General features: G+C 72.9%; 15 protein-coding genes. 5 read left to right on the top strand and 10 right to left on the bottom strand.

Features of this window, described 5'->3' with window-relative positions; genetic code table 11:
* The first annotated feature begins 217 nt into the window (after positions 1-217).
* Complete coding sequence (locus HCJ92_RS15910; RefSeq protein WP_167934258.1) at positions 218-991, top strand: SDR family oxidoreductase; 774 nt, start codon at positions 218-220, stop codon at positions 989-991.
* Between the two features lie 118 nt (positions 992-1,109).
* Here HCJ92_RS15910 and HCJ92_RS15905 read toward each other — a convergent pair whose 3' ends face one another.
* Positions 1,110-1,670 carry a heme-binding beta-barrel domain-containing protein gene (locus HCJ92_RS15905; RefSeq protein WP_167934256.1) on the bottom strand — a complete coding sequence of 187 codons (561 nt, stop codon included), beginning with the start codon at positions 1,668-1,670 and terminating at the stop codon, positions 1,110-1,112.
* A gap of 679 nt (positions 1,671-2,349) precedes the next feature.
* Here HCJ92_RS15905 and HCJ92_RS15900 point away from each other — a divergent pair.
* Complete coding sequence (locus tag HCJ92_RS15900; RefSeq protein WP_167934255.1) at positions 2,350-2,712, top strand: DsrE family protein; 363 nt, start codon at positions 2,350-2,352, stop codon at positions 2,710-2,712.
* 179 nt (positions 2,713-2,891) lie between these two features.
* On the opposite strand, the gene HCJ92_RS15895 is transcribed toward HCJ92_RS15900, so the two are convergent.
* From HCJ92_RS15895 to HCJ92_RS15875, 6 genes are all read right to left on the bottom strand, one after another.
* Complete coding sequence (locus tag HCJ92_RS15895; protein ID WP_167934254.1) at positions 2,892-3,179, bottom strand: DUF1416 domain-containing protein; 288 nt, start codon at positions 3,177-3,179, stop codon at positions 2,892-2,894.
* An 82-nt stretch (positions 3,180-3,261) separates the two neighbouring features.
* Positions 3,262-4,101, bottom strand: a complete 840-nt coding sequence (locus tag HCJ92_RS15890; protein ID WP_167934253.1) for a sulfurtransferase — start codon at positions 4,099-4,101, stop codon at positions 3,262-3,264.
* Positions 4,102-4,221: 120 nt separating this feature from the next.
* Positions 4,222-4,305: an Ms5788A family Cys-rich leader peptide gene (locus HCJ92_RS25840; protein WP_369008423.1), complete on the bottom strand. Its 84-nt coding sequence runs from the start codon at positions 4,303-4,305 to the stop codon at positions 4,222-4,224.
* A 400-nt stretch (positions 4,306-4,705) separates the two neighbouring features.
* Positions 4,706-5,437 (bottom strand): LmeA family phospholipid-binding protein, encoded by a 732-nt coding sequence (locus HCJ92_RS15885; protein WP_167934252.1) that lies wholly within the window; start codon positions 5,435-5,437, stop codon positions 4,706-4,708.
* Between the two features lie 232 nt (positions 5,438-5,669).
* Entirely contained in the window at positions 5,670-6,815 is a 1,146-nt protein-coding gene (locus tag HCJ92_RS15880; protein ID WP_167934251.1) for a hypothetical protein, read from the bottom strand.
* On the bottom strand, positions 6,812-7,078 hold the full coding sequence (locus HCJ92_RS15875; protein WP_167934250.1) for a MoaD/ThiS family protein: 267 nt from the start codon (positions 7,076-7,078) through the stop codon (positions 6,812-6,814). The genes HCJ92_RS15880 and HCJ92_RS15875 overlap by 4 nt, the downstream gene beginning before the upstream one ends.
* A gap of 502 nt (positions 7,079-7,580) precedes the next feature.
* On the opposite strand from HCJ92_RS15875, the gene HCJ92_RS15870 reads away from it, so the two are divergent.
* A complete protein-coding gene (locus tag HCJ92_RS15870; RefSeq protein ID WP_167934249.1) occupies positions 7,581-8,336 on the top strand; it encodes a winged helix-turn-helix domain-containing protein in 756 nt (251 codons plus the stop codon).
* A gap of 25 nt (positions 8,337-8,361) precedes the next feature.
* Positions 8,362-9,399 carry a substrate-binding domain-containing protein gene (locus HCJ92_RS15865; protein ID WP_167934248.1) on the top strand — a complete coding sequence of 346 codons (1,038 nt, stop codon included), beginning with the start codon at positions 8,362-8,364 and terminating at the stop codon, positions 9,397-9,399.
* Between the two features lie 116 nt (positions 9,400-9,515).
* On the opposite strand, the gene HCJ92_RS15860 is transcribed toward HCJ92_RS15865, so the two are convergent.
* The 3 genes from HCJ92_RS15860 to HCJ92_RS15850 all read right to left on the bottom strand — a co-directional run bounded on the left by HCJ92_RS15860 (position 9,516) and on the right by HCJ92_RS15850 (position 12,746).
* Positions 9,516-10,079 carry a hypothetical protein gene (locus tag HCJ92_RS15860; RefSeq protein ID WP_167934247.1) on the bottom strand — a complete coding sequence of 188 codons (564 nt, stop codon included), beginning with the start codon at positions 10,077-10,079 and terminating at the stop codon, positions 9,516-9,518.
* A 182-nt stretch (positions 10,080-10,261) separates the two neighbouring features.
* Positions 10,262-10,759 carry a redox-sensitive transcriptional activator SoxR gene (gene soxR, locus HCJ92_RS15855; RefSeq protein WP_167934246.1) on the bottom strand — a complete coding sequence of 166 codons (498 nt, stop codon included), beginning with the start codon at positions 10,757-10,759 and terminating at the stop codon, positions 10,262-10,264.
* Positions 10,760-10,880: 121 nt separating this feature from the next.
* Positions 10,881-12,746 (bottom strand): bifunctional metallophosphatase/5'-nucleotidase, encoded by a 1,866-nt coding sequence (locus HCJ92_RS15850; protein WP_338054202.1) that lies wholly within the window; start codon positions 12,744-12,746, stop codon positions 10,881-10,883.
* 138 nt (positions 12,747-12,884) lie between these two features.
* On the opposite strand from HCJ92_RS15850, the gene mshD reads away from it, so the two are divergent.
* Complete coding sequence (gene mshD, locus HCJ92_RS15845) at positions 12,885-13,811, top strand: mycothiol synthase (RefSeq protein ID WP_167934245.1); 927 nt, start codon at positions 12,885-12,887, stop codon at positions 13,809-13,811.
* Positions 13,812-13,842 lie beyond the last annotated feature (31 nt).

Here is a 13,842-nt window from a genome sequence, read left to right as displayed (position 1 = left end):
GCACGGCCCAGCGCGCGCCGACGGGCGTGGACGGTCGGCGTAGCCTCGCGGTCACGCGCGACGGGTGGCCGACCGGAGTCCTGCGGGCGGCGGCCACGCGGCGCGCGGTACGACGACGCACGACAGCGGCGCCGGATCCGGCCGGGCCGCGGCCGGACGCCGTTCGACGGACGACCGACCCCGCCCACGGGGTCGCACACGGATGGGAGCCAAGCGGATGGACCTGGGACTGGCGGGACGTGTCCACGTCGTGACCGGCGGCAGTCGGGGGCTGGGGTACGCCACCGCGGCTGCGCTGGTCGGCGACGGCGCCAAGGTGGTGATCTCCTCGCGCGACACCGACTCGGTCGCCGCCGCGGCCGACCGCCTCAACGAACTGGGTGCCGCCGTCGGCGGTGCCGCCACCGGCGTCGTCGCCGACCTGGGCGCGGCGGACACCGCGCTGCGGCTGGCGGACGTGGCGACGGAGACCTACGGCCGTCTCGACGGCGCGCTGGTGTCGGTCGGCGGCCCGCCGCCCGGCACGGCGGCCTCGGCCACCGACGAGCAGTGGCGCGGCGCCTTCGAGACCGTCTTCCTCGGCGCGGTGCGCGCCGTGCGGGAGCTCGGAGGGCGCCTCGCGGCCGGCGAGGGCGGCGCGATCGGCCTGGTGCTGTCCTCCTCGGCGCGCTCGCCCATCACCGGCCTCGGCATCTCCAACGGGCTGCGGCCCGGCCTGGCGATGGTCGCCAAGGACATGGCCGACGAGTTCGGCCCGCGCGGCGTGCGCGTGATGGGGCTGCTTCCGGGCCGCGTCCTCACCGACCGCATGCGGGAGCTGGACGCGACCAACCCGGCCGCCCGGGAGAGCGCCCTCGCCGGTATCCCGCTGGGCCGCTACGGCGAGCCGGAGGAGTTCGGCCGGACCGCGGCGTTCGTGCTCTCACCTGCGGCCGGCTACCTGACCGGTTCGCTCGTCGCCGTGGACGGCGGGGCGCTCCGCGCGCTCTGAGCCGCTGCCCCGGGCACCCCCGGGCAGCGCGCACGACGCGGCCGGCACGGCCCCGGATGGTGGGGCCGCGCCGGCCGTCGGTCTGCGAGCGGGGCGCCACCGGGCGCCCCGCCGTGCGTCACTTGAAGAAGGCGATGCCGTCGTCCGGGAGGTCCTTGATGTCCTTGGCCCACTCCCGGGGGTCCACGACCTTCTTGAGCTGCGCGGACATGTACGGGCGCAACGGCTTGTCGGGGGTCGAGACCTCGCCGACCCACATCAGGTCGCCCTTGACGTAGCCGTACAGCCGCTTCCCGCCGGCGTATTCGGGGGAGGCGCCGGTGCGCGCCAGCGCGTCGGTCGCCAGCTCGATCTGCGGTCGCCCGTCGGCGAGTTCGCCGTACCAGACCTCCACGATGCCCTTGTCGCGCACCGTGACCAGGTCGATCTTCCGGTCCTTGACCCGCCAGTAGCCGTGCTCGGACTCCAGCGGGCTGACCTTCCGGCCCTCGGAGTCCAGGCGCCAGGTGTGCGAGCTGAACTCCAGGAAGTCCCGGCCGTCATGGGAGAAGACGACCTCCTGCCCGAAGTTGCACTGCTCCTCGCCGGGAGGGTCCGCGACGCCCGCTCCCTGCCAGTTACCGAGCAGGAAGGCCAGCGGCACGAGGTCGGGGTGCAGGTCGGACGGGATCTCGATCATGGGAACTCAGAATGTCCTTGCGGAGGGGGACGGGATTCAGCGCTGGCCCTGGTAGAGCTTCTTGACGACGAGGCCGGTGAACGCGGCGGTGCCGACGGCGACCAGCACCATCAGGGTAATGAAGAAGGCCTCAAGCACGGGGGCTCCTAGTACGGCGAACAATGATCACGAACCGCCCCCGATTCTATCGGTCCCGGATCGTGACGGCTGTGTGAGGTACGCCGTCCGGTCCTGGGTAGGTGGCGCATGCCAGGTAATCAACTCGTGATCAGTGTGAATGAACGCAACCGAGGGGTCTTGCGTCTAACGCGGTTGGAAGGGGTGTGATCATGGCTTGTCCAGACTGCGGTGCGACCATGCACCAGGGACCCGGCGGCGACTGGCTCTGTGCCAATTGCGGCGCCAGTCGCTGAACGGATCCGCACGTTCTCACTCTCGCCCCCCGGGCCGGCCGCAGCGCCGTTCACCTCGGGGCGACCGTCGGCGGCACCGGAGGATCGCCTGAGCCGCGGGCGCCGACGTGCGCCGCGTACCAGTCGCACCGCCCGTACACACCGTGCGGGCGGTGCGGCATTGCCGGGTGGCGCCGCCCGTCGGCGCGAACCGGCCCGCCCCCGCTCACGCCGCCGCTGTGAGCCGCGCCGCCCCCGGTCGTCGCCGCGTTCGGTACGGTTCGGCCATGGCTAAGCGGCTGGTGATCAAGGTGACGGCGGGGGCGGACGCCCCGGAGCGGTGCTCGCAGGCGTTCACGGTGGCGGCGGTGGCCGTGGCCAGTGGCGTCGAGGTGTCGTTGTGGCTGACGGGGGAGTCGGCCTGGTTCGCGCTCCCCGGGCGCGCGGCCGAGTTCGAACTGCCCCACGCGGCGCCGCTGCCCGACCTGCTGGAGACGATCGCCTCCGGCGGGCGGCTGACGCTCTGCACCCAGTGCGCCGCACGGCGCGACATCGGGGAGGGCGACGTGATCGAGGGCGTGCGCATCGCCGGGGCGCAGGTGTTCGTCAGCGAGATCGTCGGTGACGACGTCCAGGCGCTCGTCTACTGAGCCCGACCGGCATGTGAACCCGACCGGCGCGCGCCGGTCGGGTTGCCGCGACCGACCGAGACGGCTGAGGGCCGCGCCCCGGGTGTCCAACCCGTTCGGGGCGCGGCCCTCCTGCCGTTCGGACGACCGGCCGGGCGGTGGTGTCCGCCCGGTGTGCCCGGTCTCTCCGCTCGGGGTCCTCAGACGGCGATCGCGACCTCGGTCAGACCACCCTGCTCGGCGACCACGGTGCGGTCGGCGGTGCCGCCCGGCACCAGGGCGCGGACCGTCCAGGTGCCCTCGGCGGCGTAGAACCGGAACTGTCCGGTGGCCGACGTCGGTACCTCGGCGGTGAACTCGCCGGTGGAGTCGAGCAGTCGGACGTAGCCGGTGACCGGCTCGCCGGCGCGGGTGACCGATCCCTGGATGGTGGTCTCACCGGGCTTGATCGACGCGGCGTCGGGGCCGCCTGCCTGTGCTCCGCACATGTGGTTCCGTCCTTCGAACTGTGGTGGTCGCGGGGGCGCGGCCCCGAACGCGGGGCCGCCGGGCGTCACCGCCCCTGGGGTGTCACCGGGCGGGGCCGGTCTCCACGGGCACGCCCACCAGGGAGCCGTACTCGGTCCAGGAGCCGTCGTAGTTCTTGACGTTGGCCTGGCCGAGCAGCTCGTGCAGCACGAACCAGCTGTGGGCGGAGCGCTCACCGATACGGCAGTAGGCGATGGTGTCCTTGGCCAGGTCCACGCCCTCGCCCTCGTACAGCTCCTTCAGCTCCTCGTCGGAGCGGAACGTGCCGTCGTCGTTGGCCGACTTGGACCACGGGATGTTCCGGGCGGAGGGCACGTGGCCGGCGACCTGGGACTGCTCCTGCGGCAGGTGGGCCGGGGCGAGCAGCTTGCCGCTGAACTCGTCGGGGGAGCGGACGTCGACCAGGTTCTGGGTGCCGATGGCCGCCACTACCTCGTCGCGGAAGGCGCGGATCGAGAGGTCCTGCGGCTTCGCCCGGTACTCGGTGGCGGCGCGCTCGGGCACCTCCGCGACCAGGTCGCGGGAGTCCAGCTCCCACTTCTTGCGGCCGCCGTCGAGGAGCTTGACGTCCTCGTGGCCGTAGAGCTTGAAGTACCAGTAGGCGTAGGCGGCGAACCAGTTGTTGTTTCCGCCGTAGAGCACGACGGTGTCGTCGTTGGCGATGCCCTTGGCGGAGAGCAGCTTCTCGAAGCCCTCCTGGTCCACGAAGTCGCGGCGCACCGGGTCCTGGAGGTCCTTCTTCCAGTCGACGCGGACGGCGTTGCGGATGTGGTTCTTCTCGTAGGCCGAGGTGTCCTCGTCCACCTCGACGATGACCACCTTGGGGTCGTCGATGCGGGCCTGTACCCAGTCGGCGTCGACGAGGACGTCACTGCGGCTCATGCTGTTCTCCTTCTGCGGGGCGGGTTCTGCGAGGCGATTCGTGGCGCGGCGGGCGGGCGCGGTGCCGGGCGCGCCGAGGTGCGCGCCGCGCGGCGCGAGTGGATGCGAGGGGAGGAGCCGTCAGGCGACGGGACGACAGAGCATGGCGGCGACGCGGCACAGGTCGACTGCGCGTCGCTTGGTGAGATCCGCCTGTCGTGTCATGCCAGAGATCGTACGGACGGAGGGTCGCCGCTGTCACCGGTCGTCCGTATGGCGAGACGCATTCGTCCGTCATGCGGGATTGGCAGGTGGGAGTGGTCGCTGTTGCCGCGCGGGGATACCACTCGATGGTGGACACCTGACCAGCTGCCGCGGCTCTGACCTGCGCGAATCAGTCGTGGCGGGAAAGGGGCCTGTCGATTCGGCGTCCTCGGGCGGGTCGCGCTCGCCCCGTTGACGGCCCGCCGTGGCCGCGTGGGCCACTCGTCCCGACATGTGGACCCCTCGCCGGGTCGGCCGTCCCGTACGGGTGCGCGAAAGGTGAAGGGCCCGGCGCGCGCCGGGCCCTTCACCGCGACTGTCGCCGCGCTCGTCACGGCCGCCGGACGTCGACGACCCGCGCTCACTCCGCCGCGGGAGTCCCCGCGAGGATCACGTCGGTGCCGCTCAGCCGCAGGGTGACGCCGTCCTCGGTCGCCTCCAGCCCGTCGACCTCCACGCCGGAGGGGAGACCCGACAACTGCCTCTGCTGGTCCACGCGTTCGCGGATGCGCTCGTCGATGCCGTCGATGCTGCCGACCACCGGCACGTCCGCGAAGGACGGGATGTCCTCCACCGAGACCCGCACCAGGTCGCCCTCGACGGTGATGTCGCCACCCATCGCGGGACCGACCGCCTGGCCCATCACCGTGACCCGCAGCTCGATCTCGCCGTCGCCCCCGTAGCTGTAGGCGACACCGAAGGTGGAGTCCTCGGGCACGGTCAGCCGCTGCATCTCGGCGTAGGAGAGGGTCCCCTCCCCGCTGGCGCGGGCGGCGACGGCGCGTTCGTAGGTGTTCTCCAGTCGCACGTCCTCCAGCCGGATGGTGAGGTCCTCCACCGCGCCCTCCTGGTCGTCGACCCGCACCGCGTAGGAGTCGACGCCGAGCTCGACGCTCTCCAGCTCCTTGCCCACCAACTGGGTCAGGAACGGGAAGCCTCCGATGGACACCGACGGGTCGGCGTCCAACCCCTGCGTCTGGCGGACCTTGGAGGCGATCTCGCCCTCGGCCATGTTGACCGCCAGGCGGTCGGCGGCCACGGCGAGGCCGCCGAGGATCACGAGCAGGATCAGCCCTATTCGCAGCGCTCGCATCAGTCTGCTTCCCCCTGGTTGGTCGACGGGCAGCCGTGAGCGTAACCCGGCGGCCCCGGGCGCGTGCCGGAGACCTCGCGCCGGGCCCGCGACACGGGCCCCGCACTCGTTCCTAGGACGTGCCGCGCACCTGGAACGTTCCGTCTGCCGTCTGTCGTCCCGCCGTCCGTTCCACGGGCCGGACACGCCGGAGGGGCGGCCCGGCGTGCCGGACCGCCCCTCCGCCCTCAGCTCAGAACAGCGCCCGCGCCAGCAGGTAGGCCGCCGGAGCGGCGGCCGTCATCGGCAGTGCCACTCCCGCGGTGAAGTGGACGAACCGCGACGGCCAGTCGTAGCTGGCCACCCGCAGCCCCGTCAGCGCGCAGACGCCCGCCGCCGCACCCAGCAGCGCGCCCTCGGGCAGTGCCTGCGCCCAGTGGCCGACCCCGGCGCCCGCGCCGGTCGCCAGCGCCAGCGCCACCACGGGCGATACCCACGGCACGGTGAGCGCGGCCCGGGACAGCGCCGCGACGGCGACCGCGACCGCGACCGCGACGACGGCCGTGCGGTTCACCGTCACCGCCGCCAGCAGACCGCCCGCGACGACGGCGAGCAGGGCGGAGGCGGCGGTCGCCGTCAGCGATGCCAGCCGGTCGTCGCCCTCGCCGTGGTGCCGCAGCTGGAGCACGATCACGAGCAGGAACCACACGCCGAGCGTCCCGGCCAGCGCGCCCGCCGCCTCGCCGGCGGGCGCCAGGATCAGTACGACGTCCGCGGCGAGCCCGGCCGCGAACGCGAGCAGGATGCCCTGGCGGGCCGGCCACATGCCGTTGAGCCGGAACCAGCCCGCGGCGGTGACCGCCTGGAGGACCACGACGACGGGAAGCAGCGCGTACAGGCCGAACGGGGCCGACACGGCGATCAGCGCGCCGAAGAGCGCGGTGATCGCGGCGGGCCGGATGCCGGGCGGCCGGATCGGCGATCCCACGCGGCGGACCGTGCCCGGCGCGAGCGGCGGTTCCTCGGCCTCGGGCGCCGGCACGGCGGGAGTCGGCCCGCCGGCGGGGCCGTACCCCGGCCCCGCGTGGCCGGGCGCGGGCGCGTCCCCCCGGTACGGGGTGCGGTGGCCGGGGGCGCCGTACTGCCCGCCCTGGTGGCCGTCCCGCTGCCCGCCGTAGGGGTCCTGCCGCGCCGCACCGCCGTGATCGGCGCCGTACCGGAGGCCGTGCGGGTCGCCGTGGCCCGGAGCAACCGGCGCGCCGGGGCCCTGCCCGCCGTCCGGCGCGTAGGGCCCCGGGCCCGCCCCGGGCGCGGGGGCGTACCCCGCACCCGCCGGCGGGTGCGGCTGCCCGGTCGGCGGGCCGTACCCGGGCTGGTCGTGGGGATGGGGGGTGCTCATCGGGAGCCTCCGGCGAACGGCGGCAGCACCTCGACGGTGCCGCCTTCGGTGAGCGGGACGTCTGCGTGGTCGCGGGAGCCGACCTGGCGCTCGTCCACCAGGAACGAGCAGCGCAGCAGCACCCGCTCGAACTCCGGGCGGTCCGCGTGCCGGGCGCGGGCCTCGTCCAGCGCGGCCGACAGGTGGTCCGCCCGATATGTCTCCTCGGCGGTGCCGGCCGCGGCCTTCGCCGCCGCCCAGTACCTGATCGTGCCGCTCGCCATCGAGTCCTCCCGCTGTAGTCGCCCATCATGGCAGCCCCGCGGGCCCCCACCGTGCCGCCCCCGGAGCCGCGACCGGCCGCCCGCCCGGGAGCGGTGGCCCCGTCGGAGCGGTGGGGGTGCGGGTGTCCCGGTGGTGTCGAGGCGGTGACGGGCGCGGGTCGGGCCGCGACCCGCGCGGCGTCCGCATGGTGGCCGGATCACGTCCGGATGTCGGCGATGTGACGCGCGTCCCTTCACGGATCGGACACCTCCGGTATGCTCTCGTGCCAGAAGGATCCGGGCGCCGACGCCGCGAACGGGTCCTTTCGCGCTTTCCGGGCCGCTGTGGATCTTCGTCGCTCTTCGACGACCTCCGCCCGCGGCCCGCCCGCGCAGACCGGGATACCCGGGCAACGTCGCCTGAGCCGTCCGCCGTCCAACTGTCCATCTCCGCCGAAACGCGTACCGCACCCGCATCGCTGTACCGCCGTCACGCTGTCCAGGACTGAGGAAGGACCTCGTCGTGAGCTCCCTGCTTCTGCTGACCAATGCCCTCCAGCCGTCTTCCCAGGTGCTCCCGGCCCTTGAGTTGCTGCTCCACAACGTGCGCGTCGCCCCCGCGGAGGGGCCGGCCCTGGTGGACGTCCCCAGCGCGGACGCGATCCTCGTCGACGGGCGCAAGGACCTGCCGCAGGTGCGGTCGCTGTGCCAGCTGCTGCACTCCACCGGCCCCGGCTGCCCGCTGGTGCTGATCGTCACCGAGGGCGGCCTCGCCGCCGTCACCGCCGACTGGGGGGTGGACGACGTGGTGCTGGACTCCGCCGGCCCCGCCGAGGTCGAGGCCCGGCTGCGGCTGGCGATCGGCCGCCGCCAGCTGGTCAGCGACGACAGCCCGACCGAGATCCGCAACGGCGACCTGCTCGTGGACGAGGCGACCTACAGCGCCAAGCTGAAGGGCCGCGTCCTGGACCTCACCTTCAAGGAGTTCGAGCTCCTGAAGTACCTGGCCCAGCACCCGGGCCGCGTCTTCACCCGCGCGCAGCTCCTCCAGGAGGTGTGGGGGTACGACTACTTCGGCGGCACCCGGACCGTGGACGTCCACGTGCGGCGGCTGCGCGCCAAGCTCGGCCCGGAGCACGAGTCGCTGATCGGCACCGTCCGCAACGTCGGCTACCGCTTCGTCGTTCCGGAGAAGACCGACTCGGTGGAGGCCGAGCAGGCCCGTGCCGTGACCCGCGAGGCCGAGCAGGTGGTCAAGCAGGCCGCTCGCCGGGCCTGAGCGGGCAGCGGTCTAGACTTCCGCCGTGGCCAAGGTGACGCGGGACGATGTCGCACGACTGGCGGGAACCTCGACCGCCGTTGTCAGTTATGTCATCAACAACGGCCCGCGTCCGGTGGCCGCGGCGACCCGGGAACGGGTGCTCAACGCCATCAAGGAGCTCGGTTACCGGCCGGACCGGGTCGCGCAGGCCATGGCCTCGCAGCGGACCGACCTCATAGGGCTGATCGTGCCGGACGCGCGGCAGCCGTTCTTCGCCGAGATGGCACACGCCGTCGAACGGGCCGCGGCCGAGCGCGGGATGATGGTGCTCGTCGGCAACTCCGACTACCTCGACGAGCGCGAGGTGCACTATCTCCGCGCGTTCCTCGGCATGCGGGTCTCCGGGCTGATCCTGATCAGCCAGGGGCCGTCGGCCAACGCCGCCGCCGAGATCGAGGCGTGGGACGCCCGCGTGGTGCTCATGCACGAACGGCCGGAGGCCATCAACGACGTGGCGGTCGTCCTCGACGACGTCGGAGGGGCCGAGGAGGCCGTGCGGCACCTGCTGTCGCACGGCTACCCCTACGTCGCGTGCCTGGGCGGGACCGAGGAGACCCCGACCGTGGGCGACCCGGTCACCGACCACGTCGACGGTTGGCGCAACGCGATGCGGGACGCCAACCTCCCCGTGGTGGGACGGCTGTTCTCCGCGCCCTACAACCGTTACGACGCGTACCGGGTGGCGCTGGAGCTGCTGGCCGGGACCGACCGTCCGCCGGCGATCTTCTGCGCCACCGACGACCAGGCCATCGGGGTGCTGCGCGCCGCGCGGGAGCTGCGGATCGACGTGCCGGGGGAGCTGGCCGTCGCCGGGTTCGACGACGTCAAGGAGGCGGGTCTCACCGATCCGCCGCTGACGACGGTCGGCTCCGACCGGGGTGCCATGGCGCGGGCCGCGGTCGGCCTGGCGATGGGGGACCCGGCGGAGGGCGGCGGCGCCCCGGACCGGGTGCGGCAGTTCCCGGTCGAGCTGAAGACCCGGCAGTCGTGCGGCTGCCCGCCGCCCGCCCCTGCGGGGTGACGCGGGGCGGGTTCGGCGGTGCGGGTGCCGGTCGGCCGCGGGCGGCGGGTGTGCCGCCGTGAGCCGGAGGTCCTACCCGGGGTGGGGCAGCGTGCGTTCGGCGTGGTCCGGGAAGGTCACCGGAACGAGGCGGTGTGCTCCTCGGTGCGCGTCGTGTAGGCGCTGCACACGACGGTCTGCGGGATGCCACGGGTGACGATCGTCGGCTCGGCGGCGGGGACGAGCACCGGCGGCTGCTGGCCGTTGACGGGGAAGCCGAAGTACTCGGCGAACGTCTCCTCGCAGAGGGCTTCCTTCTCCTCGGTGGTGGTGATGATGTCGTCGGGCGCGGATGGCTCGAAGTCGGTGTGCACGCCCGTCACTTCGAAGATGTGGGGCTCGGTGCAGGAGGTCGGGGAGTGGTCCACCGTGTCGGCGCGGCCCCAGCAGTCGCCCTGGGACAGGTCGGTGCCGGCGCCCAGTCCTTCCAGTTCGTTGAGCGCGTCCTCCAGGGCGGCCATGTCGTCGGGGTCGATGTTCTCCAGGTCTTCGAGGTGTTCCAGGCCGGGGGGCACGTCGGAGCGCCCGGCGGAGTCGTCGCTGTCGCCCGAACATGCGGTGAGGGTGACGGTGAGGATGACGGCGCCGGCCGCCGCGGTCAGGGCGCGGCGGTGTGCGGTGCGTGCGGTGATCGTTCTCATCGCCACAGCACAGCGTGGCGTAGCGGAATCCGCAGCAGTTCGCCCGCGTTGTGTCCTGGTCGTGGTGGAAGCGCGACGGAATCGTGGCCTTGGGTGGGCGCGCGTGCGGCGAACTGCCCGGTGAGCGTGGTTCGTCACCAATGCCAGAGCCGGATCCGGGGCCAACACGCCTGGGACGTGGGCTACTTCGGCGGCTCGTCCTCGGGGTCGCGGGCTCGGCCCGCGGCGCCCTCGCCGGTGAGTCGCCGAGCGCCGGGGCCCTTCGCGGCGAGGGCGTCGTCGGGGTTGGCAAGCGCGCAGTCGCGCAGGGAGAGGCAGCCGCAGCCGATGCAGCCCGAGAGGTGGTCCCGCAGCTGGGTGAGCTGGTGGATGCGGGCGTCGAGGTCGCCGCGCCACCGTTCGGAGACCGCCGCCCAGTCCTCCGGGGTCGGCGTGCGCCCGTTCGGCAGGAGCGAGAGCGCGTCGCGGATCTCGGCGAGTGGGATGCCGAGGTTCTGCGAGACCCGGATGAAAGCGACGCGGCGCAGCGTCTCGCGGCGGTAGCGCCGCTGGTTGCCCCCGGTGCGACGGGAGTCGATCAGCCCGCTCTCCTCGTAGAACCGCAGCGCGGACGGAGCGACGCCGCTGCGCTCGGCGAGCTGGCCGATGGTGAGCTCTCGACTGATCGTTCCGGGGGTCATGAGGGAAGGGTAGCTCTACTTCGAGCGAAGTTGAGGTATCGGCCCGCTCCGTGGGCCGGAACAAGCCGTGACCTGGAGAGACGGTCGCGGTCCGGGCGGCGGCCTCACGGCCGCCCCCGCCTCAGCGGATGACGGTGATCCGGTCCGCCGCGGGGGCGGCGAGCGGGGCCGACGGGGAGGAGACCTCGCCGAGGTGGTCGATGAGCGCGTCGAGGTCGATGCCGCCGACGACCGGGTTCGCACCCTCGGCGAGCGTCGGGAAGCCGTCACCGCCGCCGGCGAGGAAGGAGTTCACCGCGACCCGGTAGACGCGGTCGGCGTCCAGCGGCTCCCCGTTCACGGTCACCGAGTCCGCGACGACGCGGTCCGCGCCGGAGCGGGTGAGGTCCAGCGTCCACTCGAAGCCCTCGGAGGGCTGGAGGATCTTGTTCGACCCCTCGTTGGGGCCGCTCACCTGCTCGCGCAGCACCTGGAGCAGCTGCTCGCCGGTGAGATCGATCAGGTGCACGTAGTTGGTGAACGGCTGGACGGCGAAGCCCTCCTCGTATGTCACGACACCGTCGCCCTCGTCACCGGAGGCCGCGTACACCAGGTCGGTGCGGATGCCGCCGGGGTTCATCAGCGCGATCTCGGCCGAGTCGTCGATGCCCTGGGCGTGGGCGAGTTGGGCGTCCGCGACCAGGTCGCCGAGCGGGGTCTCGGGGACGGTGCGGTCCTGCCGGATGTCCTCGCTGATCCAGGCGACCGGCTCGTTGGCGATCGGCGCGGCCAGCTCGGCCCAGAAGTCCACCAGTCGCGTCAGGTCGCGCGCCTTCGGCTGGTCGCGGTGGACGACGTGGTTGGTGCCCTCGACGGAGGTCCGGACGATGTCGCGCCGCAGCAGGTCGTACTTCATGTTCAGCTCGGTGTAGAGGCGGCCGTTGGACTGGCCGGAGGTGACCAGGCGGTCGTTGCCGGCCGGGTCGGGGATGGTGCAGACGTACGCCTCGTGGGTGTGGCCGGTGACCATCACGTCCACCATCGGGGTGGTCTTCTCGGCGATCTCCACGATCGGCCCGGAGAGGCCGCCGCCGTCCGCGTCGCAGTCCGCGTTGTACGCCGAGTTGGCCGGGTAGCCGCCCTCGTGGATCAGTGCGACGACCGCGTTGACGCCGCGCTTCTTCAGCTGCTTGGCGTACGTGTCGATCGTCTCGACCTCGTCGAGGAACTTCAGCCCCTCGATGCCCTCCTGCGTCACGATGTCGGCGGTGCCCTCCAGAGTCACGCCGATGAAACCGACGCTGGCGCCCTTCATCCGCTTGATCGTGTACGGCGCGGTGATCGGCTTGCCGGTCTTCTCGTGCACGACGTTGGCGGCGAGGAACGGGAAGTCCGCGCCCTCGAACTCGCGGTCCTCGACGTAGCAGCCGTCCTCGGGGTGGCAGCCGCCGTCCTGCTTGCGCAGCAGCTCCCGCCAGCCCTCGTCGAACTCGTGGTTGCCGACGCCGACGACGTCCATCCTCAGGGCGTTGAGCGCCTCGATGGTGGGCTCGTCGTGGAACAGCGCCGAGATCAGCGGCGTCGCGCCGACCATGTCGCCCGCGGCCACCGTCACGGAACGGGAGTTGCCCTTGCGCGCCTCGCGGAGCGAGGTGGCGAGGTACTCCACCCCGCCGGCGTCGATCGCCTCGGTGCGGCCGTCGCCGTGGTCGTGGGTGACCTGCCCGCCCGAACCGGTCGGCGGCTCCAGCGCGCCGTGCAGGTCGTTGATGGCCAGGACCTGGAGGTCGACGGTGATGCTGGGCAGTCCCGGCAGGTTGGGCAGGCCCAGCCCCAGCCCGGCCGCCTCGGCGCGGGTCTGCTCCACCTCCCCGGTGGACGGGCTGGCGGCGGCGGGCAGAGTGAGCGCCAGCGCGCCGGCGAGGGCGGTGGCGACCATACCGGCGGCGCGACGGCGTCCCCGTCCTCGGCCGCTGCTCCGGCGGGACCGGGAGAAAGGTCCGTGCATGGGGGGAGATTTCCTTTCCGAGATGGGCTGGAGAGGGGAAACTGCCCGGCAGCCTACGGCTACGCGCGTAGCGTGTCAGGAGTAATGACGTAACGAGCGCATTGCCGGTTCGCGTCGGAATCGCCGTAGAGTTTTGCCATGAGCGACGTCACAGTGGTGGACGAGGTGTCGGCCGCGGACCAGCGGGACGCCGGGGAACTGATCGACGCGGGTGCGCGCCTCGATGGCCAGAGCGCGGTGTCGGAACAGGGCCGCCTGTTGCTGCGGGGCGGCCCCCGCGAAGGCGTGCGGCACGTGATGCTGCGCCAGAAAGGCGAGTTGGTCGCCTACGGCCAACTCGACGGTACCGACAGGGTGGAGGCCCCCGCCGCTGAGCTGGTCGTTCATCCCGACCACCGCGGTCGCGGCCACGGCCGGGCAGTCGGCGAGGCCCTGCTCGCCGAGTCCGGACGCCGGGTTCGGATCTGGGCACACGGCGGCCACCCCGCCGCCCGCCATCTCGCGCAGAGCCTGGGACTGCACCTGTTCCGCGAACTGTGGCAACTGCGCAGGCCGTTGGAGGGGATGCCGTTGCCGGAGCCGGTCCTCCCCGACGGAATCCGCGTGCGGCACTTCGTACCCGGCCGGGACGAGGAGGCGTGGCTGGAGCTCAACGCCGCCGCCTTCGCCCACCACCCCGAACAGGGGTCCCTCACTCGGCGGGACCTCAGCGCTCGTATGGGTGAAGCCTGGTTCGACCCGGCCGGTTTCTTCCTCGCCGTACGGGAGAAGCTCGGTGCCGACGGTGAACCGGTAGCCGAGGAACTCCTGGGCTTCCACTGGACCAAGGTCCACACCGCCGAGGGCGTCGGCGAGATCTACGTCCTCGGTGTCGGACCCGGCAACCAGGGGCTCGGTCTCGGCAAGGCCCTCACGCTCGTGGGGCTGCGCTACCTGGCGCACGACCGCGGACTGCCCGAGGCGATGCTCTACGTCGACGCCGACAACACCGCGGCCGTCCGCCTCTACCAGAGCCAGGGCTTCGCGACCCGCGAGACGGACCTGATGTACCGCACGGAGAGCTGACCGGGGCGCGCGGCGCCCGCCGGGCGGGCGC

Source organism: Streptomyces spiramenti, assembly GCF_012034385.1.
Classification (GTDB): Bacteria; Actinomycetota; Actinomycetes; order Streptomycetales; family Streptomycetaceae; genus Streptomyces; species Streptomyces spiramenti.
This window is presented reverse-complemented; position numbering and strand designations above follow the sequence as displayed.

What these genes read in the sequence shown, in the direction of transcription:
- HCJ92_RS15910 (WP_167934258.1), top strand. Translation starts at nt 218, where the DNA reads ATGGACCTGGGACTGGCGGGACGTGTCCACGTCGTGACCGGCGGCAGT.
- HCJ92_RS15905 (WP_167934256.1), bottom strand. Translation starts at nt 1,670, where the DNA reads ATGATCGAGATCCCGTCCGACCTGCACCCCGACCTCGTGCCGCTGGCC.
- HCJ92_RS15900 (WP_167934255.1), top strand. Translation starts at nt 2,350, where the DNA reads ATGGCTAAGCGGCTGGTGATCAAGGTGACGGCGGGGGCGGACGCCCCG.
- HCJ92_RS15895 (WP_167934254.1), bottom strand. Translation starts at nt 3,179, where the DNA reads ATGTGCGGAGCACAGGCAGGCGGCCCCGACGCCGCGTCGATCAAGCCC.
- HCJ92_RS15890 (WP_167934253.1), bottom strand. Translation starts at nt 4,101, where the DNA reads ATGAGCCGCAGTGACGTCCTCGTCGACGCCGACTGGGTACAGGCCCGC.
- HCJ92_RS25840 (WP_369008423.1), bottom strand. Translation starts at nt 4,305, where the DNA reads ATGACACGACAGGCGGATCTCACCAAGCGACGCGCAGTCGACCTGTGC.
- HCJ92_RS15885 (WP_167934252.1), bottom strand. Translation starts at nt 5,437, where the DNA reads ATGCGAGCGCTGCGAATAGGGCTGATCCTGCTCGTGATCCTCGGCGGC.
- HCJ92_RS15880 (WP_167934251.1), bottom strand. Translation starts at nt 6,815, where the DNA reads ATGAGCACCCCCCATCCCCACGACCAGCCCGGGTACGGCCCGCCGACC.
- HCJ92_RS15875 (WP_167934250.1), bottom strand. Translation starts at nt 7,078, where the DNA reads ATGGCGAGCGGCACGATCAGGTACTGGGCGGCGGCGAAGGCCGCGGCC.
- HCJ92_RS15860 (WP_167934247.1), bottom strand. Translation starts at nt 10,079, where the DNA reads ATGAGAACGATCACCGCACGCACCGCACACCGCCGCGCCCTGACCGCG.
- soxR (WP_167934246.1), bottom strand. Translation starts at nt 10,759, where the DNA reads ATGACCCCCGGAACGATCAGTCGAGAGCTCACCATCGGCCAGCTCGCC.
- HCJ92_RS15850 (WP_338054202.1), bottom strand. Translation starts at nt 12,746, where the DNA reads ATGCACGGACCTTTCTCCCGGTCCCGCCGGAGCAGCGGCCGAGGACGG.
- mshD (WP_167934245.1), top strand. Translation starts at nt 12,885, where the DNA reads ATGAGCGACGTCACAGTGGTGGACGAGGTGTCGGCCGCGGACCAGCGG.